The sequence below is a fragment of the Streptomyces sp. WMMC940 genome, assembly GCF_027460265.1.
In the GTDB taxonomy this organism is placed as follows: Bacteria; Actinomycetota; Actinomycetes; order Streptomycetales; family Streptomycetaceae; genus Streptomyces.
Genome location: NZ_JAPZBC010000001.1, coordinates 4,180,422 through 4,199,132, shown reverse-complemented (window position 1 = coordinate 4,199,132; position 18,711 = coordinate 4,180,422). Strand labels below are relative to the sequence as shown.

Sequence of the window (18,711 nt, the reverse complement as noted above, 5' to 3'; positions counted from 1 at the left end):
TACGCCTCGCATCCACATATCACCCAAACGGGTGAGAGGGCTTCGGAAAGTGACGCACCGATCGGTTCCGGCCAACGATGCTGACCGGCATGGCAACGACAGCATCGAGCGCATCGGCAGTGCTCAGCCTGCGGTTGGACGGCGAGTTGCTCGACCGGCTACGGGAGCATGCAGCCCAACGCGGAATGAGCGTCCAGGACTACGTGGTCCGGGCGCTCGTTCGCGACGACTTCGACGAGCGCTTCAAGGCCGCCGTCGACGAGACGGAGAAGTTCTACGGTCCCGTGCCGGGCCGGCCGGTGCCGGGCGAGAACCCCGGCCGGCCCGGCCCCGGACCCGGCAGGGCGACGTGAGGCCGGGAGCGGACGACTGCGGGGCCCGGCGGGCGCGGGCAGCCGGGTGAGGCGGGCACCACGGCCGGGTGAGGCGGGCACCGCGGATCACGTCAGGCCCAGCGCCGGCATCGCGTACGAGAAGACGAAGACCGCCGAGACGACGTACATCGGGACCGGCACCTCACGGCCCCTCCCCACCGCCGGCCGCAGCACGCTGAACGCGATGAAGCCGATGCCGATGCCGTTGGTGATGGAGTAGGTGAACGGCATCATCACCATCGCCAGGAACGCCGGCACCGCGATCGTGAAGTCGCTCCAGTCGATGCCCTTGACCGACCCGGCGAGGATCAGGAAACCGACCGCGAGCAGCGCGGGCGTCGCCGCCTGGGACGGGACCATCGTCGCCAGCGGTGTCAGGAACAGCGCCACCGCGAAGAGACCGCCCGTGACGACCGAGGCGAGGCCGGTGCGCGCGCCCTCGCCGACGCCCGCCGTCGACTCCACGAAGCAGGTGTTGGCGGAGGAGGAGGTGGCACCCCCCGCGGCGACGGCGACGCCGTCGACGATCAGCACCTTGTTGATGCCCGGGAGGTTGCCCTTGTCGTCCATCAGCTTCGCCTCGTCGCCGACGCCGAGGATGGTCCCCATCGCGTCGAAGAAGCAGGACAGCAGCACGGTGAAGACGAAGAGCGCGCCGGTGAGCAGGCCGACCTTCTCGAACCCGCCGAACAGGCTGACCTGGCCGACGAGCCCGAAGTCCGGCGTGGCCACGGGGTTGCCCGGCCACTCCGGCACGGTCAGGCCCCACGCCCGGCCGGGGAGCCGGGCGATCAACTGGACGACGACGGCGACCACCGTCATCACGACGATGGAGACCAGGATGGCGCCCGGCACCTTGCGGATGATCAGCGCGAGCGTCAGCAGCGTGCCGAGGACGAAGACCAGGACCGGCCAGCCGGAGAGGTGCCCGGTGAGTCCGAGCTGGAGCGGCACGGTGGTGTGGGCGGCGTCCGGGATGCGGGAGACGAAGCCGGAGTCGACCAGCCCGATCAGCATGATGAACAGGCCGATGCCGATCGCGATGCCCTTGCGCAGGCCGAGCGGCACCGCGTTCATGACCCGTTCGCGCAGGCCCGTCGCCACGAGCAGCATGACCACGAAGCCGGCGAGGACCACCATGCCCATGGCGTCGGGCCAGCTCATGCGCGGGGCGAGCTGGAGGGCGACGACCGTGTTCACGCCGAGCCCGGCCGCCAGGGCGATCGGGACGTTGCCGATGACGCCCATGAGGAGGGTCGAGAAGGCCGCGGTGAGCACGGTCGCGGTGACCAGCTGGCCGCCGTCGAGCTGGTGTCCGTACATGTCCTCGGCGCTGCCGAGGATGATCGGGTTCAGCACGACGATGTACGCCATGGCAAAGAAGGTGGCGAATCCGCCGCGGACCTCGCGGGCGACCGTGGAGCCGCGCTCGGAGATCTTGAAGTAGCGGTCGAGCCGGCCGGGGGCGCGGGAACCGGAGTCGGGCCGCTGCGGCTGCCGGACGTCCGCGGGAGCGGTGGCCGTGGGGGGCATACGAGTCCTCGTCGAGGTGGTGCGGGGGTGGCTGAACTACGGCCGGCTTTCCTGGAGGTTCATATGAAGAAAACCGGTCGCACACAAACCGGTTCAGTATGAATGTATAGGTCGAAGATCGGTATCTCCGCGCGTAGACGCCGCCGGGCGAAGTCCCGTCCCGCCTCCCGGTGCACGCCGTCCGGGCCGCCAGAGTGCCGCCTACACTGACCGCATGGCGAAGTGGACCCCCAAGCACGAGGCGCCCGAGCCCCTGGAGGGGCCGGTCGTCGCCACCATCACCGGCGGCACGATCCTCTGGTTCGTCCTCTTCCTCGTCCAGGTCCCCTTCTACGGCTGGTTCGCCGAGCGCGAGCTGGACTGGTGGGTGTGGACCTGCCTGGCCGGCGGCGGGCTGGGCCTCCTCGGCATCTGGTACGTGCGCAAGCGCGACGCGGCCATCAGGCGCGCGGAAGCCGCCCCGCACGGCAGCGACTGACGGGGCGACCCCCGGCCCCGAAGGCGCGACTCCCTCGCGCGCCCCGCCCCCGCCGAACGCCCCTCGTGCGACCAGGGCCCCGGGCCGGACTCGCGCCCGACGAGGCCGGGAAGCGGCGGTCCACCCATCGCCATGCGAACTCCAGCACCGCCGCCGCCACCGCGGCGATGGCGACCGCCGCCCACGGCATCGTGGCCCCGGACGTCCCTGGGCCGCTCACCCGGCCGCGCCCGTCGGCGGAGTGGGCCCCGAGCACGGCGTGCTTCCGCGCCGGCACCACGGACCCGATCACCCGCCGCCCGCGTCCGGCGCGCCACCGAGCCGCGTTCCCGCCATGGCGGGATCCGGCCATGGCCGGATCCCGGGCTCAGGGGGTGAAGGGGCCCGCGTCGCCGTACCGTCGGAGGCATGACTCAGCGGTCGGAGATCGGCAGCGACGGAGCCGAGCCGCACGGCGGCCCGGTCATCGACGCGGGGGCGGAGCTCGACCCCGTACATCCGGTGCCGCCGCCCGTGCGGCACCGGCCCGGCGGGCTGAGCGCCGACGAGGTCGCCGAACGCATCGCGCGCGGTGAGGTCAACGACGTCCCCGTACGCAGCAGTCGCTCCACCGTCGACATCATCCGGGGCAACGTCCTCACCCGCTTCAACGCGATCATCGGCGTGCTCTGGGTGATCATGTTCTTCGTGGCGCCGTTCCAGGACACCCTGTTCGGCTTCGTCATCCTCGCCAACACCGGCATCGGCATCATCCAGGAGCTGCGCGCCAAGAAGACCCTGGACGGACTCGCCGTCATCGGCGAGGCGAGACCGACCGTCCGGCGCGACGGCGTCTCCGGCGAGGTGTCCACCTCCGAGATCGTGCTCGGCGACCTCGTCGAACTCGGACCGGGCGACAAGGTCGTCGTCGACGGCGAGGTCGCCGAGGCCGACGGCCTCGAGATCGACGAGTCCCTGCTCACCGGTGAGGCCGACCCGGTCCTGAAGCGGCGCGGGGACCGGATGATGTCCGGCAGCTTCGTCGTCGCCGGCGGCGGCGCCTTCACCGCCACCAAGGTCGGCCACGAAGCCTACGCCGCCCAGCTGGCCGAGGAGGCCTCCCGCTTCACCCTCGTCCACTCGGAGCTGCGCTCCGGCATCTCCACGATCCTCAAGTACGTCACCTGGATGATGGTGCCGACCGCCCTCGGCCTCATCGTCAGCCAGCTCGTCGTCAAGGGCGACGACTTCAAGGGCTCGGTCGCCCGCACCGTCGGCGGAATCGTGCCGATGATCCCCGAGGGCCTCGTCCTCCTCACCTCCGTCGCCTTCGCGATCGGAGTCATCCGGCTCGGCCGCAAGCAGTGCCTCGTCCAGGAGCTCCCCGCGATCGAGGGCCTCGCCCGGATCGACGTGGTGTGCCTGGACAAGACCGGCACCCTCACCGAGGGCGGCATGGACGTCACCGAGCTGCGCACCCTCGACGGCTGCGACGAGGACTACGTGCGCACCGTCCTGGGCGCGCTCGGCGAGTCCGACCCCCGGCCCAACGCCTCCCTCCAGGCGATCATCGAGGCCTACCCGGACCGGGAGGAGTGGCGCTGCACCGAGTCCCTGCCGTTCTCGTCGGCGCGCAAGTACAGCGGAGCCGCGTTCAGCGAGGGCGACGGGCAGAGTTCGACCTGGCTGCTCGGCGCCCCCGACGTACTGCTGCCGCCCGGCGCGCCCGCTCTGCGCGAGGTCGACGGCCTCAACGAGCAGGGCCTGCGCGTCCTGCTGCTCGCGCGCGCCGCGGGCGAGCTCGACGACCTCGACGTCGCCGCGGGCGCCCGGCCCACCGCGCTGGTCGTCCTGGAGCAGCGGCTGCGGCCCGACGCGGCCGACACCCTGCGCTACTTCGAGGAGCAGGACGTCGCGGCGAAGGTCATCTCCGGCGACAACGCGGTGTCGGTCAGCGCCGTGGCCGGCAAGCTCGGGCTGCCGGGCGCGGCGGACACCGTGGACGCCCGCAAGCTGCCGGCCGAGCGGGAGGCGATGGCCGACGAGCTCGCCGCCAACGCGGTCTTCGGGCGGGTCACCCCGCAGCAGAAGCGGGACATGGTCGGCGCGCTCCAGTCGCGCGGCCACACGGTCGCGATGACGGGCGACGGCGTCAACGACGTCCTCGCGCTCAAGGACGCCGACATCGGCGTCTCCATGGGCTCCGGTTCCGAGGCGACGAAGGCCGTCGCGCAGATCGTCCTCCTCAACAACAGCTTCGCCACGCTGCCGTCGGTGGTCGCCGAGGGCCGTCGTGTCATCGGCAACATCACCCGGGTCGCCACGCTGTTCCTGACCAAGACGGTCTACTCGGTGCTGCTGGCGGTCCTGGTGGTCTGCTGGCAGGTCGAGTACCCCTTCCTGCCCCGGCATCTGACCCTGCTGTCCACACTGACCATCGGCGTCCCGGCGTTCTTCCTGGCGCTGGCGCCCAACAAGGAACGCGCCAAGCCCCACTTCGTACGGCGGGTCATGCGGTACGCGATCCCGGGCGGGATCGTCGCGGCGGGCGCCACCTTCTCGACGTACCTCCTCGCCCGACACCACTACAGCGGGCCCGGCGCCCTGGCCGCCGAGACCAGCGCGGCGACGCTGACGCTGTTCCTGGTCGCCATGTGGGTGCTGGCGATCATCGCCCGCCCCTACACCTTGTGGCGCGTGTGCCTGGTCGCGGCGATGGGGCTGGCCTTCCTGATCGTCCTCATGGTGCCCTGGCTGCAGGACTTCTTCGCCCTGCGGCTGGTGGGGACGACGATGCCGTGGGCGGCGGTCGCCATCGCCGCGGTGGCGGCGGTGGTGCTGGAGTTCGCATGGCGATGGGTGGACCGCCGCTTCCCGGCCTGAGGGCTCGCAGGGAACCGAGGTGCCGCTTCCCTGCGAGCCCCTGGGGCGTGACCGGTGCGTCCGGGCCGGGAACCGCCTGACCCGGCCCGGTGGATCGCCGCGTCCCCGCCCGGGAGACCGGCGGGTTCCCCGCCCGGAGGTGCCGTCGGGAGTCCTCAGTCGAACCAGCGGTCCCGCGCCAGTTCCTCCGTGCGCGACGGGTCCTCCAGCAGCGCCGCCACCTCGAAGCGGCGGGGCCACTGGCCCGCCGCCCAGGCCAGGCCCGCGGCGACGCCCTCCAGCGTGGCGGCGTGGATGACCCCGTCGGAGGTGCGGCGCCAGTCGAGTTCGACACCGCCGGCGAGGAGTTCCTCGTGCTCGACGTACGACGCGGGCGTCGCCGGTCCCAGTAGCGCGTGCACCGACTCCGGCACCTCGTGCTCCTCGCCCACCGTCGTCACCTCCGCCTCGACCGCCTCGCTGAGCCGCCCCACCTGGAACAGCTCGGCCAGATCGGCCGCACGGTCCGGCGAGACCGGCAGCAGTGGACGCCCGGCCGTCAGCGGCAGCAGATCGGGAGCGTCCGCGACCAGCGCGTCCGAGGCGTCCACCACCCGTACCTCCCCGTCGACGACCGCGCGCAGTTCGTCCGGGAGCGTCACCTGCTCGGGGTCCAGATCCGCCAGCGCCGTGTACAGGGCGTGCAGTTGCGACGCGGTGACGGGGCGGTCCGCGTCGGCGAGCCGCCCCAGCAGCTCGGCCGCGCCTCCCGGTTCGTCCAGCAGCGCGGCGACGGACGTCCGGACGCCGAGGGCGTGCAGCACCTGCTCGTCCTCGAAGCCGGTCGCGTCGGCCGCGTCGTAGAGGCCGACCAGCAGCGGATCGCCGCCCGAGGACCGCAGACCCGCCGGGCGACGGCCGCCCAGCACCGGATGCCCGCGCAGCCACCACGCCGTGTACGGCCGGACCGTCTCGGTCGTGCCGTCGGGCAGCAGCACACGGACGGTCTGCGTCAGCGCGTCCCGCAGCGGGGGCCTCGCCAGCAGTGCGAGGGCCCGCGGCCACTGGTCGTCGTCCACGAGGTCCAGGTCGCGCACGGCGGCGATCTCCGTCGCGACCGGCGGAACGGGGGTGTCGGGCAGCCGGTCCAGGACGTCCTCGCACCACACGTCGACCGCGTCCAGCAGCCCCGCGTCGTCCGGCTCGGCGAAGTCGCCCTCGCGGGGCTCCAGTTCGTCCGGGTCCAGCACGACGTCCGTGGCGCGGACGAGCGCGAAGTTCGCCAGTACCCCGCAGGCGGCGAGCGGCTGCTCGCCCCAGCGCTCGGCCAGCTCGGCGTCGACGAGGGCCAGCTCGTCCTCGCGCATCACGGACGCGAAGGGGCTGCCCGGCAGCACCAGCTCACCGGCCGGAGCGAGCTCGCCGTCCTCGTCGGGCAGCGCCAGCGCACCCAGCCACGGCTCGTCACCCGGCTCCAGTCCCGCGTCCCGGACGAGGGCGAGGACGATCTCCGCGAGCTCCTCGCTGTCCGGCGCGTCCTCGTCCCAGAGCCCGTCGCCGTCCTCCAGCGACGCGGCGACGGCGGCCCGCACCTGCGGGGTCGTCAGCACCGCGCGCGGTGTCGCGGGCAGCGCGCCCAGCTTCTCCAGCAGCGGATGGGCGGCGTCCTGATGGGCCACCTTCAGCCCGAACCGGGCCAGCCCGTCCGGGGTCTCGGCGGTCGGCAGCAGCACCTGGCGCGGGCCGATGGTGGTACGGGGTGCGCGGCGCGGACGCGGCTCCTCGCCCTCCTCCCCGGACGTCCCCTCGCCGGCGGTCGCCCCCGTACCGGCGAGCGGCACCGGCAGGCCGGACAGCCGCTCCGGGTCCACACCGGCGAGGCTGTCGTACAGCCGCCACCACCACGACGGGTCGCGTTCGATCCCGGCGAGCCGGTCGATCGCCTCCGCCAGCGGGACCCGTGCGACACCGAGCGTCCGCAGCTCCACCCGGCGCTCCAGACCGGCGGGCAGCAGCGTCGGCAGCACATCCGCCAGGACCCGTACGGTCTCGGCGCCGGCGCCCTCCACGACCTCGGCCTCCAGCGGCCGCAGCGCCACCACGTCCTCCGAGGGGACGGCGGGGGCGAGGAACGCGGTGCGCGGCAGCAGTTCCAGGATCGCCGCACGCAGCGAGCCGTCCAGCTCGCCCTTTCCCAGCGGCCCGGGCACGAGGTCGATCAGCCCGGTCCCGACCGGCTGCCAGTCGCCGAGCAGTTCGGCGTACGCGTCCGCCGCGCGCCGCACCAGGAAGTCGGTGAGCGGGCCCGGGGCGGGATGGCGGCGGGCGGTGTCCAGCGGCAGCGAGGCGATCAGCAGCGCGGGCACACCGAGCGGCTCGTCCGTCGGGGTCGGCGCGTGGACGACCGGCGCTGTCGCCGGGTACTCGGGCATCCCCTCGGAGTCCACGGGAACCGCCCAGGTCACGGTCCAGTGCGGGCGCAGCCGCTCCTCCACCGGCCGGTCCGCGAGCAGCGCGGGCTCGACGGGCCCGTGGTGGCTGACGACCCGCCAGCGGTTCAGCCCGCGGGCGCTGTCCTCGATGTGGACGTGGTCGCCGTGCTGCGAGCGGCGCAGGGTCCTGACCCCCTCCGGGGTCTCCACCACGATCTCGGTGAGCCCCGGGAGGGTGAGCAGCAGCGCGTCGTCGATCCCGGCGAGCAGCCGGCCGACCAGGTCCTCGGCGGTGCCGTCGCGCAGCGGCAGGATCACGACCGTGTCGTAACCGTCGGGTGCGGTGCCCTCGGCGGGCAGCGGCAACCGCAGCAGCGGTACGTGGCCGTCACGCCGGCGGAGCTCGTCACCGAGGCCGGGACCGGGGCCGGCCTGCGCGGCCTGCGCGGCGAGTTCCCGGGCCTCGGCCAGCGACCAGCGGACGCCGCCGTGCCGGCCGACGACGGCGGGCTCGTCGCTCACGGCCAGTACGGCGGCGAAGCCGACGCCGAAACGGCCCACGGCGGTCCGGTCGTCCTCACGCTTGGCCGACGCCCGCAGCGTCGACAGCGACTCCACACCGGCGGCGTCCAGCGGGGCGCCGGTGTTGGCGGCGACGAGCGTGCCCCGGTCGAGGGTGAGCCGGAAGCGCCCGGGCACGCCGGCACGGGCGGCGGCGTCGGCGGCGTTCTGGGCCAGCTCGACGATCACACGATCGCGGTAGCCGCCGAGAGCGAGGTCCTCCTCGGCGTTGGCGTCCTCGCGGAAACGCGCGGGGCTCGCACTCCAGGCGTCGAGCACCCCACGCCGCAACCGCGCCGTCCCGAACGGGTCGGCCCCCTCGGTCGTCCTGACGCTCACGCCTGTCTCCGCTCTCTGACTGTTACGGCTTGCCCGGCGGGCTCCCGCGGTTCCCGCCGTTGCGGCCGTTGCGGCCGCGCGGGGCGCGGCCCCGTCCCGGGGCCCGAAGGTACCGCGTCGCGCGCGCCCCCGCGCGATCGCTCCGCTGAGGGCTCGCATCGCACACCCGGGTGGCGTGGTGCGGGCGGAAGGGTTTCGCGGTGGCGATGCCACCACTGCGCGGCCGGGGTGGCCCTGACGCCGACCACGCCGGGACGGCCCGGAGCGATCCCGCGCGTCGGCGAGGCGCGTCGGCGAAGGCGAGATCGCATCCACATCCAGCCAACCGGCCGAAAAGAGACAACCCTCCGTAATATCGGTTACCTCTGAGTACACGGGACGTAGGATCGATCCGATCTGAACTTAGCTCGGGGGGGTTGCGTTCGTCATGCCAACATCGCGCCAGCTGAAGGAGCTCGGGAAGTTTCTCACCGTGCGCCGCGCCGAGATCGCTCCGGCCCAGGTGGGGCTGCCCGTCGCAGGGGTCCGAAGGACCCCGGGACTGCGCCGGGAGGAGGTCGCCCTGCTCGCAGGGGTGGGCGTGTCCTGGTACACGTGGATCGAGCAGGGACGTGCGGAGAACGTCTCCGCGGAGATCCTCTCCGCGATCTCACGCGTCCTCAATCTCGACGACACCCAGCGCCAGTACGTCCGGCGTCTCGCCGGACTGGGGTCGGACCACACCGCCGCCTCCACACTGCCGGACGCCGAGTCCCTGCAGCCGTACGTCGACAACTGGCTGCCCAATCCGGCCTACATCGCCGATCGCGTCTGGAATGTGACGGTCGCCAACAGGACCGCCCGTGAGGTGCTCGGAATGGACGGCGGCACGGGAAACATCATCCGGGACTTCTTCACCCACCAGGACACCCGTCGCCGATATCCGGCCTGGGAGCAGGACGCGCCCACGGTGGTGGCCCGTTTCCGTTCCCACGCGGCCAGTTATCCCGGCGACCCGCTGCTCGCCACCGAAATCGACCGCCTGCGCGGCGAGAGCCGGGAATTCTCAGACCTCTGGAACGCCCAGGACGTCCAGGAGGATTCCTGCGGCATCGACCTCTTCGAGCATCCCGACACCGGGGAGATCTCCCTGAAGCGCACCACGCTCGATTTCACCGTACGACTCGGCCTCAGACTCACCGTCTTCTTCCCGGTCCCCGGCACGGGCGCACAGCAGTCGATCGAGCGGCTGGCCTCCCACCTCCCGGACCGGACCCGGCTCGATCACGTGGCCTGAGGGCCGCTCCCCGGTCCCCCGCACCACGGGCGCGCTTCCCGACGCCCATTCCAACGACGCGACGAAAGTTCACAGCCTTGCGCTCCACTTCCGTACCGGTACCGCCGGAACGCCTCACCCGTCCCTCCGCGCCGCGCTCGCTCGTCCTCGGCGAGTACCGGCTCACCCACATACCCGACGGACGGGTCCAGTTACGTCCGTCCGGATGGTTTCCCGGCCTCGGCACGGACGCGCTCCTCGGCTTCGAGGACCATCTCGACCCCGATGGTTGTCTGGTGGCCGGTATCGGGGGCCTTCTGGTCGAGTACGAGGACCGGGCCATGCTCATCGACACCGGGTACGGACCACGGCGTCTGACGGCCTCGCAGACCCACCCCGCACTCGGTGTCCTGGAAGGCGGAAGCCTGGCCGCCTCCCTGGCGGAAGCGGGCCGGGACCCGGCCTCGATCGACACGGTCGCGTTCACCCATCTCCACGACGACCACGTGGGATGGGCGCTCTCCGCCGGCAGCGAGGGCCCGTTCTTCGCCCGCGCCTCCTTCGTGCTGGGCGACACCGAGTGGCGGGACGGCGGGCGTTCCGTCCTGCCCGCGCCCCTGCACGGCCGGGTCACGCCGGCCTCGGACGGGGACGAGATCTTCCCCGGCGTCACCCTCCGCGAGGCTCCCGGTCACACCGGCGGTCACGCCCGCTACGTGCTCGCCCACCCCGGAGCGGGGGCAGAACACGGGAGCGGCGGCGGAGGCCACGGAGCGACCGGGGCGGCGTCAGGCGGCGGGCGGCTCCTCATCGCGGGTGACGTACTGCACTCCCCGCTCCAAGTCGCCCACCCCGAATGGCGCGTGTTCTTCGACTCCGACCAGGAGAGCGCGCTGCGCACGCGCGCGGAGTTCCTCGAGGACGCCTCCGCGCCGGACACCCTCTGCTACGCCGGGCACTTCGCCGACGTCGTCTTCGGCCGGGTCCGCAAGGAGCGGGCAGGCTATTCCTGGGTGCCTCTGCACTGACTCCCCGTCACGCCCTGGCGCACGCTCTACCGAAAGGGGCCGGGTACCGCTCACGCGGTGCCCGGCCCCTCCTCGTCCCGCCCTCGACGCGGCCTGCTCGAGGCGCGGCGCGCCCCGGCAGCGAAGGAGCCTGTTGGCGTCGCCAATATGTTGACTGCGCACTGGTTGGCTTCGGCGCCCGGGTCGATGATCTTTCCATGTCGCATTCCCAGTCCCCCCGAACCTCACCCCGAATGACGGGCAAGCAAAAGGCGATCCTCATCGTCCTGCTCGGCGCGCAATTCATGTTCGCCGTCGACTTCTCGATTCTGACCGTCGCCCTGCCGAAGATCGGTGACGATCTCGGATTCGGCATCGACAGCCTCCAGTGGGTCATCACCGCCTTCGCGCTCACCGCTGCCGGCTTCATGCTGCTGTTCGGCCGCATCGGCGACCTCTACGGCCGCAAGAAGCTGTTCCTCTTCGGAATGGCGCTGCTCACCGTCTCGTCCCTGATAGGCGGCCTCGCGACCAGCGCGGAGGTCATGCTCGCCGCCCGCATCGCCCAGGGCCTTGCCACGGCCATCGTGACCCCTTCCGGAATGGCGCTCATCACGACCAGCTTCGACGAGGGCCCGCTGCGCACCAAGGCGCTCGGCCTCAACGGGGCGCTGCTCTCCCTCGGCTTCGCCTCCGGAGCGATCCTCGGTGGCGTCCTCACCGATCTGCTCTCCTGGCGTTGGGACTTCTTCATCAACGTCCCGGTCGGCATCCTGCTCTTCTTCGGCGGTCTCGTGGTCATCCGCGAGTCGGTGTCGGAGACCCGTCCCAAGCTGGACGTGCCGGGCGCGATCACCGTGACCGGAGGTCTGCTCGCCTTCGTCTTCGGCATCACCGGCGCCGAGCGCAACGGCTGGGCCGCGCCGCAGACCTGGGGGGCCCTGCTGCTCGCCGCCGTCCTGCTCGTCGGCTTCTACGTCGTCGAGCTGAAGTCCGCGGCACCGCTGGCGCCGGTGCGGATCCTGAAGTCGAACTCCGTCAAGTGGGGCAATCTCGGTGGTCTGATCACCTTCTCCATGGAGTCCGCGCTCTCCTTCCTGCTCACCCTGTACATGCAGCAGGTCCTCGAGCTGACCCCCTTCCAGACCGGCTTGATGTTCGGCTTCCTCGGCCTGGGCGCCTTCCTCGGCGGCACCTTCTCCTCCAGGATCCTCGCCCGTATCGGAGCCAAGGGCGGTCTGGTGTGGGGCCTGGTCATCCAGGCCGTCATGACGGGGGCACTCTTCTGGCTCGGTGACGACAAGGCCGTCGGCATCGTCGCCGTTCTCGTCACCACGTTCGTCGGCGGATTCGGCCACGTCCTCGCGATCGTCGCCTACACGGTCACCGCCACCTCCGGCATCGCCGACGGCGAGCAGGGCCTCGCCACCGGCCTGGCCACCATGACCCAGCAGATCGGCTTCACCCTCGGCATCCCCGTGATGTCCGCTGTCGCCGCCTCCCAGTACGGGGAACTCACCGATGGTGTCGCCTCGGTGGCCGGAGTCCTGACCGGAACCACCTTCGGGATGTTCGTCGACGGGCTGATCGTCCTCGGCGGTGCCCTGCTGGTCGCGCTCTTCCTGCGCCGCTCCGAGCCGGCTTCCGGGGCCGGCGAGAGCCAGGCGGGCGACTCCGGTTCGGCTGACCGGGTCCTGGCCGATTCCAGGTGAACCGCCGCTGAACCACACCGGTCGGGGCCGGACCCCCGGCCCCGACCCGGGCCGCCCTTCCGCCCCCGGTCGTCCCGTCCCGTCACCGCCGGCCGTACACCGAGCAAGGAGCAGATCATCATGAACTCGGCCACCGCCCCAGAACGCCGTCCGGACCTCGACGGCCGGACCGCACCCCCGATCCTGCGGCTCGGCAACGTCTCGGACTACCTCGGGGCCCCGGAGCGCCGCTTCTTCGGCGAGGGCTACAAGCGTGCACAACAGCGGCTGACGGGTGTCGCGGCGCACACCGCCCCCGGTGGACCGGCCACCGGCGAGGGGGCACCCGTCGTGACGGCCACGGCGGCCGTCGACTACCCGGCCGACTGGTCGCGAAAGGGCACCGTCGACCAGAAGCCCCATCTGTCGACGATCGACGTACTGCTGCTGGGCGTTCGGCTGACCGAGGAACTGCTCGGCCATCACCGCGGGCTCACCGGAGCGGAACTGAGGGACTCCTGGATCCGCCGGGCGCGGATCAAGGCCGGCGCGGTCCCGGTCGAGGACGGTCTCTCGGGGTTCCCCGTCTCCGCCCGACTGGGCGCCGAGACGGCCTCGCCCGACCCCGGCCGGACGGTCTCCGTCGTCGACGCGACCGTAGGGGCTCTGACCGTACGGGTCGAGCTCGACCACCCCGACGTACACCGCGGCGCCCGCGCCGGCACCGCCGGCGCCGACAGCGGCCCCGAGCCGGGCACCGCACCGGGGCAGCCATTGCGCAGGCCCTTCGGCGACGGCTGCAAGAAGCGTCGGCAGAGCATCGAGGACGTCGTCGTCGGCGCCGGACGCGACACCGCCACCGCGGTGGTGCGCCTGGACGCCTGGGACGAGGCGTCCGGGCCCGGCGAAGGCACCGAGGGCGGTCACCAACCGTCCGCCGGCCTGATCGACGCCTTCGTCGTCGCCCTCCAGCTCGGCCAGATCATGCTGTACGAGCTGGACCAGGTGGACCGCGCCGACTCCCACACCCTCTGGATGCGCAGCACGCTGTTCGAGGCGAGCACCCCGCATCGGCCGCTCGCCACACCGGAGGGCGGGCCCCTTCCGGTCACGGCCGAGCTGCGCAACGCCACGGTGCTGCGCAACCGCAGCGGCGAGACCTGGCGACGTGCCGACATCGTCGCGGAGCTCTCCGGCGTCGGCGTGGTCTGTTCGGTGGCACACCGGCTCCCCGGCTGAGGGCCCCGACGGCCGTCACCTCCCGACCGCCCCGGCCGCGTCGCCTCACACCCCAGTGACCAGCACCGGCCTGTTCGGGCGCTCACCACCCCAGGGCTCGGCGCCGCCCGCCCTGGCCACCCACTCACGCTCCACCTCGAGGAATCACTCATGAAGCTCGCCATCGCAGGTACCTACTCCGTCGGCAAGACGCTGACGACCATGGCCGTCGCCCATCTCACGGGCCTGCCCCGCTCGTCCGCGAAGACGATGCGGGAACTGCTGCCCATCTCCATCCCCGGCAAGACGCTGGAGGAATGCACCCCGGCGGAGCTGATCATGCTGATCATGCGCCGCAACCAGGAGCGGGCCGTCAACGAGTCCCACCTCCCCGAGGGGTTCGTCTCGGACGGTTCCTCACTCCACGAGTGGGCCTACGGCACGGTACGCGTCCTGGTCGGCATCAACCCGAACGAGTCCGTACAGCTGGATTCCGTCGAACTCACCGACGAGATCCGGTTCTACGGCAACGTGCTGGAGCAGATGGGCGTCCCGGCCAAGCAGCACGCCAAGGCGGCCTACGACTCCTTCGTCCACCTGCCCATCGAGTTCCCGCTCGTGCCGGACGGACACCGCCCGGTGAACGAGCGGTTCCGCTCGCTGGCCGACGAGCTGATGCTCAAGACGCTGAACGAGCTCAGCATCCCGTACCACACCGTCGGCGGCACCATCCCCGAGCGTCTTCAGAAGATCGTCGACATCTACGGCATCAAGCCCGTGATGAACATCGACGAGGCGATCCAGAAGGCCCGGGCCGAGTACGCCCTGATCGACACCACCAATGAAGTGGACCGCATAGCGGTCTGACGCCACGGGTGCGGCGGGCGGGGCACGGCGTTCAGGAGCCGTGTGAACGACCCCGCCCGCCGGGCCCGACACCACCGACTGGAGGATATGAATGCCCGCGGCAATTCTCGGGGGACTGGGCACCTACCTTCCGCCTCGACGGGTCTCCAACGAGGAGCTCGCCGACCGTTTCGACACATCCGACGAGTGGATCCGCACCCGGACCGGCATCCGGCAGCGCCGCTGGGCCGACACCGGCCAGTCCACCGGCGACCTCGCCACGGAGGCCGGTCACCGCGCACTGAAGTCCGCAGGTCTCGGCCTGGGGGCCGATGTCGGCCTTGTCGTCCTGGCCACCACCACGCCCGACCACCCCTGCCCGGCCACCGCCCCGGACGTGGCGGCCCGCCTGGCTCTGGGACAGGCCGCCGCGTACGACATCTCGGCAGTGTGCTCCGGGTTCGTCTACGCGCTGGAAGTGGCCGCCAACGCCATCGAAGCCGGCCGGGTCGACACCGCTCTGGTGATCGGCGCGGAAACCTACTCCACGATCCTCAACCCGCACGACCGCACCACCTCGGTCATCTTCGGCGACGGGGCCGGAGCAGCCGTACTCCGGAGGGGCGATGCGGGACAACTCGGCTCCTTCGCCGGTTTCGACCTCGGGACCGACGGAGCCAACAAGGACCTCATCTGGATCCCCGGCGGGGGGTCGCGGCAGCGGTCCACCCACCAGGAACCGGAAGCGGAGGAACGTTACTTCGCGATGCAGGGCAAGAAGGTGTTCGCCAGCGCCGTCCGCCGCATGGCGGGCTCCTCGGCGGCGCTCCTCGAGCACATCGGCTGGTCCGTGGAGAGCGTGAACCACCTCGTCGGCCACCAGGCCAACGTCCGGATCCTGCGGGCCGTCGCCGAACAGCTCGGCATCGACTCCCAACGCGCGGTGATCAACATCGACCGGGTGGGCAACACGTCGGCCGCGTCCATTCCCTTGGCCCTCGCCGACGCGACCGGCCAGATCGCGCCCGGCGACCGGGTCCTGCTCACTGCCTTCGGGGGCGGTCTGACCTGGGGATCCGCCGCGCTGACCTGGCCGGACATCTCGCCCGTCTGAACGCGGCGGGCACGGGCGCCCATCGGCGGCCGACCACCTCTCGATCCTCACCCCACCACAGCGAAAGCGAAGGACCGACATCACATGAGCACGACCATCAGCACCTCCGCCGACCCGAACACCGCCAAGGGAGCGTCTCCCGCCGACTCCGCCGCCGTCGCGGCCGTCGCCGAAGTCGTCCTCGGAATCCTCAGGGAGAAGTACGAGGCGCCCGCGGACACCACCACCGCCGACACGGAATTCGACATGCTCGGCTTCGACTCCCTGGTGCTCGTGGAGGTGGCCGTGGATCTGAGCAGTCGTTTCGGCATCGAGATCTCGGACGAGGTCCTCCACGAGGCCGGGACGACGGCCAGAGCCGCAAGAGTGCTCGTCGAGGCCGGCGCACGCGTCTGACACCACCCGGTCCGCCACGGCGCGGCCCCTCCGCAGTACTGACGTGAAACGGGCGCGCCCGCCGGCCTTCCGGGACACCGCCGTGCGGTCGCGCCCCAGCCCCTCCGCCACGAAGCGTCAACCTGCCCGTACGTCATCCGCCCCAGTCCGCACCGACCCACAGGACGGCCGCATGACCGACAGTCCGATCCGCTCCGGCCGGCGCCCCCGAGCCGTCGCCCGCGCCGCGTTCTTCGACGTCGACCACACCCTGACCACCTCCGCCGGCCTCTTCCGCTTCCTGGCGTACTGGTATGCCGCCGACGCCCGTCCGGCGCACCACCTCGTCCAGGACAGACAGCGCCTCAAGGCCATGACGGCCGCGGGCGTCGGGCGCGAGGAGACCAACCGTGCCTACTTCGCGCTCTATACGGGAACCCGCACGGAACACATCGCCCGGCTCGCCCGCGACTGGTTCGACGCCGAACTCGCGCTCGGAGGGCTCTTCAACGACCCCGTACTGGGCCGCCTGCGGGCACACCGGGCGAGCGGCGACCTCGTCGTCCTCGTGTCCGGCTCCTTCCCCGCCCTGCTGGAGCCTCTGCAGCACCACGTCGGAGCGCACCACGTGCTCTGCACGGAGCCGGAGATCGACCCGCTGTCCCGCACGTACACGGGGAGGCTGGTGAACCGGCCCAACCAGCCCATGATCGGCCGGGCCAAGGCCGACGCCGTGCGCCTCTTCGCCGCCGCGCACCGCGTCGACCTGGACGCCTCCACGGCCTACGGCGACCACGTCTCCGACGCGCCGCTGCTCGCGACCGCCGGGAAGGCCGTGGTCGTCGGCCGCGACCCGGAGCTGCGGGAGATCGGCAGCCGGGCGGGATGGCGATTCCTGCCGGGAGCACCGGAACCGGCCCCGCTGCCCCCTCCGCCGACGTACCCGTCGGCCGACCTGCTCGCACTCCCCGCCCCGGAAAGGCCCCGCGCATCGTGAGACTCGCAGTCGTCGGCGCCTACGGCGCGGGCAAGACCACTCTCATCACGGCGGCCGGCCGCGCCACAGCGCTTCCGTCAGCCCACGGCAGCCCGATGCGCGACCCCACCAGGGGCGCCGCCAAGTCGTTGGAGGAGACGACGGAGGCGGAGCTCGTGCAGCTCGTCGTGCGCCGGTACGCGGAGCGTCTCCTCGCCGAGGCCCGCCACCCCCGGGGCTTCCTGTCCGACGGATCCCTCCTCCACGAGTGGGTCTACGCCACCGTGCGCCTCGCCGTCGGCCTGCACCCCGCCGACCACGTGCCGTACGAGGCGGTCGGTTCGTCGTCGGGCCCGTACCAGGACGTCCTCTCCCACATCGGGCACGAGGCCCTGCACCAGGCCATGTGCGGATACGACGCTTTCGTGCATCTGCCGGTGGAGTTCCCGCTGAACGACGCGGTCGCACCCGTCAGCGAGAGGTTCCGGGCCCTCTCCGACCGACTGCTGCTCGACACCCTCGACGGGGCGGGCGCGATCGTGCACACCCTCACCGGCACACCGGACGAACGACTGGCCGCCCTCATCCCACTCGCACTCCCGCAGCACCACTGACCGCGAACCCGAACCACGGAGAGCTCCACACCATGCACGCGATCGGCATCAGCACCTACGGCGCTCCCGACGTCCTCGCCGTCGTCGAACGCCCCGAGCCCCCCACCGTCCCCGGCCATGTGCGCATACGCGTGACGGCGGCCGCCGTGAACCCCACCGACCTCATGCTGCGGTCGGGTGAACTCGCCGCATACATGTCACCGTTCACCCCGCCGTTCATCCCGGGGATGGACGCCTCCGGCCATCTCGAGGAGACGGGGCCGGGGGTCACGGGCTTCTCGGTCGGCGACCGCGTGATGGCCTTCGTCAACCCCTTCACCGCACTCGGCGGGGCGCAGGCGGAGTCGATCAGCGTTCCGGCCGATCAGGTCGTACGCGTGCCGGAGTCCGTGCCTCTCGTCGACGCTGCCGGCCTCCCCATGAACGGCCTCACCGCACACCAGGCCCTCGGACTCCTCGCCCTGCCCCCCGGCGCGACACTCGCCGTCACCGGCGGCGCCGGTGCGCTCGGCGGATACGCCGTGCAGCTCGCCAGGCACCGCGGGCTGCGGGTCGTGGCCGACGCGTACGAGGCGGACCGGGCGCTGCTCACCCGACTCGGCGCGGACCTCGTCGTGACCCGTGGGGCGAACCCGGCCGAAACCGTCGCCGCGTACCGTAGGGCAGTGCCGGACGGGGCAGACGGGCTCATCGACGCCGCCGTCCTCGGTGAACCCGCGCTGTCCGCCGTCCGTGACGGCGGTGGACTCGTCAAGTGCCGTCCCTACGACGCACCCGCCACGCGGGGCATCCAGGTGCACCAGGCGTTCGTCGTGGACCACCCCGGCAGAGCCGCCGCGCTCCAGGAACTCGCCGCTCTCGCGGAGCGGGGTGTCCTCACGCCTCGCACGGCCGAGGTGCTCCCCCCTTCGGAGGTCGCGAGGGCACACCGCCTGCTGGAGGAGGGCGGGGTCCGCGGCCGGCTGATCGTGGCCTTCTGACCGGGCGGCGCCCCGGGCCGCCGCCCGGGGCGCCGACCCGCGGGCCGGGCGGTGACTTCGCCGGAGAGGAACCCGCG

The 18,711-nt window shown here is 72.1% G+C and carries 15 protein-coding genes; 13 read left to right on the top strand and 2 right to left on the bottom strand.

Annotated features, from left to right (window positions below):
• The first annotated feature begins 89 nt into the window (after positions 1-89).
• A complete protein-coding gene (locus tag O7595_RS18515; protein ID WP_269729760.1) occupies positions 90-353 on the top strand; it encodes a hypothetical protein in 264 nt (87 codons plus the stop codon).
• Between the two features lie 87 nt (positions 354-440).
• On the opposite strand, the gene O7595_RS18510 is transcribed toward O7595_RS18515, so the two are convergent.
• Positions 441-1,907 carry an NCS2 family permease gene (locus O7595_RS18510; protein ID WP_269729759.1) on the bottom strand — a complete coding sequence of 489 codons (1,467 nt, stop codon included), beginning with the start codon at positions 1,905-1,907 and terminating at the stop codon, positions 441-443.
• A 214-nt stretch (positions 1,908-2,121) separates the two neighbouring features.
• On the opposite strand from O7595_RS18510, the gene O7595_RS18505 reads away from it, so the two are divergent.
• Both O7595_RS18505 and O7595_RS18500 read left to right on the top strand, forming a co-directional pair.
• Positions 2,122-2,385 (top strand): DUF2530 domain-containing protein, encoded by a 264-nt coding sequence (locus O7595_RS18505; RefSeq protein ID WP_269729758.1) that lies wholly within the window; start codon positions 2,122-2,124, stop codon positions 2,383-2,385.
• Positions 2,386-2,793: 408 nt separating this feature from the next.
• Positions 2,794-5,247, top strand: a complete 2,454-nt coding sequence (locus tag O7595_RS18500; protein WP_269729757.1) for an HAD-IC family P-type ATPase — start codon at positions 2,794-2,796, stop codon at positions 5,245-5,247.
• A 155-nt stretch (positions 5,248-5,402) separates the two neighbouring features.
• On the opposite strand, the gene O7595_RS18495 is transcribed toward O7595_RS18500, so the two are convergent.
• Positions 5,403-8,558: a sacsin N-terminal ATP-binding-like domain-containing protein gene (locus O7595_RS18495; RefSeq protein ID WP_269729756.1), complete on the bottom strand. Its 3,156-nt coding sequence runs from the start codon at positions 8,556-8,558 to the stop codon at positions 5,403-5,405.
• Between the two features lie 427 nt (positions 8,559-8,985).
• On the opposite strand from O7595_RS18495, the gene O7595_RS18490 reads away from it, so the two are divergent.
• From O7595_RS18490 to O7595_RS18445, 10 genes are all read left to right on the top strand, one after another.
• A complete protein-coding gene (locus O7595_RS18490; RefSeq protein WP_269729755.1) occupies positions 8,986-9,834 on the top strand; it encodes a helix-turn-helix domain-containing protein in 849 nt (282 codons plus the stop codon).
• 77 nt (positions 9,835-9,911) lie between these two features.
• A complete protein-coding gene (locus O7595_RS18485; protein WP_269729754.1) occupies positions 9,912-10,841 on the top strand; it encodes an MBL fold metallo-hydrolase in 930 nt (309 codons plus the stop codon).
• Positions 10,842-11,074: 233 nt separating this feature from the next.
• The gene (locus O7595_RS18480; protein ID WP_269729753.1) at positions 11,075-12,532 is read left to right on the top strand and encodes an MFS transporter; all 1,458 of its coding nucleotides are present in this window, start codon (positions 11,075-11,077) and stop codon (positions 12,530-12,532) included.
• 120 nt (positions 12,533-12,652) lie between these two features.
• Complete coding sequence (locus O7595_RS18475; RefSeq protein WP_269729752.1) at positions 12,653-13,750, top strand: AvrD family protein; 1,098 nt, start codon at positions 12,653-12,655, stop codon at positions 13,748-13,750.
• 150 nt (positions 13,751-13,900) lie between these two features.
• Positions 13,901-14,596: an AAA family ATPase gene (locus O7595_RS18470; protein ID WP_269729751.1), complete on the top strand. Its 696-nt coding sequence runs from the start codon at positions 13,901-13,903 to the stop codon at positions 14,594-14,596.
• Between the two features lie 91 nt (positions 14,597-14,687).
• Positions 14,688-15,689 (top strand): beta-ketoacyl-ACP synthase III, encoded by a 1,002-nt coding sequence (locus tag O7595_RS18465; RefSeq protein ID WP_269729750.1) that lies wholly within the window; start codon positions 14,688-14,690, stop codon positions 15,687-15,689.
• A gap of 84 nt (positions 15,690-15,773) precedes the next feature.
• Positions 15,774-16,085, top strand: coding sequence for an acyl carrier protein (locus O7595_RS18460; RefSeq protein ID WP_269729749.1), 312 nt, complete (start codon positions 15,774-15,776; stop codon positions 16,083-16,085).
• 172 nt (positions 16,086-16,257) lie between these two features.
• Positions 16,258-17,061: an HAD family hydrolase gene (locus tag O7595_RS18455; protein ID WP_269729748.1), complete on the top strand. Its 804-nt coding sequence runs from the start codon at positions 16,258-16,260 to the stop codon at positions 17,059-17,061.
• Complete coding sequence (locus tag O7595_RS18450) at positions 17,058-17,654, top strand: AAA family ATPase (RefSeq protein ID WP_269729747.1); 597 nt, start codon at positions 17,058-17,060, stop codon at positions 17,652-17,654. Before O7595_RS18455 ends, O7595_RS18450 begins: the two co-directional genes overlap by 4 nt.
• Before the next feature lie 32 nt (positions 17,655-17,686).
• Complete coding sequence (locus O7595_RS18445; RefSeq protein ID WP_269729746.1) at positions 17,687-18,634, top strand: NADP-dependent oxidoreductase; 948 nt, start codon at positions 17,687-17,689, stop codon at positions 18,632-18,634.
• Positions 18,635-18,711 lie beyond the last annotated feature (77 nt).

Excerpts from the sequence above, each read along its gene's own strand:
- O7595_RS18490 (WP_269729755.1), top strand. The coding sequence starts at position 8,986 with ATGCCAACATCGCGCCAGCTGAAGGAGCTCGGGAAGTTTCTCACCGTG.
- O7595_RS18460 (WP_269729749.1), top strand. The coding sequence starts at position 15,774 with ATGAGCACGACCATCAGCACCTCCGCCGACCCGAACACCGCCAAGGGA.
- O7595_RS18510 (WP_269729759.1), bottom strand. The coding sequence starts at position 1,907 with ATGCCCCCCACGGCCACCGCTCCCGCGGACGTCCGGCAGCCGCAGCGG.
- O7595_RS18480 (WP_269729753.1), top strand. The coding sequence starts at position 11,075 with ATGACGGGCAAGCAAAAGGCGATCCTCATCGTCCTGCTCGGCGCGCAA.
- O7595_RS18445 (WP_269729746.1), top strand. The coding sequence starts at position 17,687 with ATGCACGCGATCGGCATCAGCACCTACGGCGCTCCCGACGTCCTCGCC.
- O7595_RS18500 (WP_269729757.1), top strand. The coding sequence starts at position 2,794 with ATGACTCAGCGGTCGGAGATCGGCAGCGACGGAGCCGAGCCGCACGGC.
- O7595_RS18465 (WP_269729750.1), top strand. The coding sequence starts at position 14,688 with ATGCCCGCGGCAATTCTCGGGGGACTGGGCACCTACCTTCCGCCTCGA.
- O7595_RS18515 (WP_269729760.1), top strand. The coding sequence starts at position 90 with ATGGCAACGACAGCATCGAGCGCATCGGCAGTGCTCAGCCTGCGGTTG.
- O7595_RS18475 (WP_269729752.1), top strand. The coding sequence starts at position 12,653 with ATGAACTCGGCCACCGCCCCAGAACGCCGTCCGGACCTCGACGGCCGG.
- O7595_RS18470 (WP_269729751.1), top strand. The coding sequence starts at position 13,901 with ATGAAGCTCGCCATCGCAGGTACCTACTCCGTCGGCAAGACGCTGACG.
- O7595_RS18455 (WP_269729748.1), top strand. The coding sequence starts at position 16,258 with ATGACCGACAGTCCGATCCGCTCCGGCCGGCGCCCCCGAGCCGTCGCC.
- O7595_RS18505 (WP_269729758.1), top strand. The coding sequence starts at position 2,122 with ATGGCGAAGTGGACCCCCAAGCACGAGGCGCCCGAGCCCCTGGAGGGG.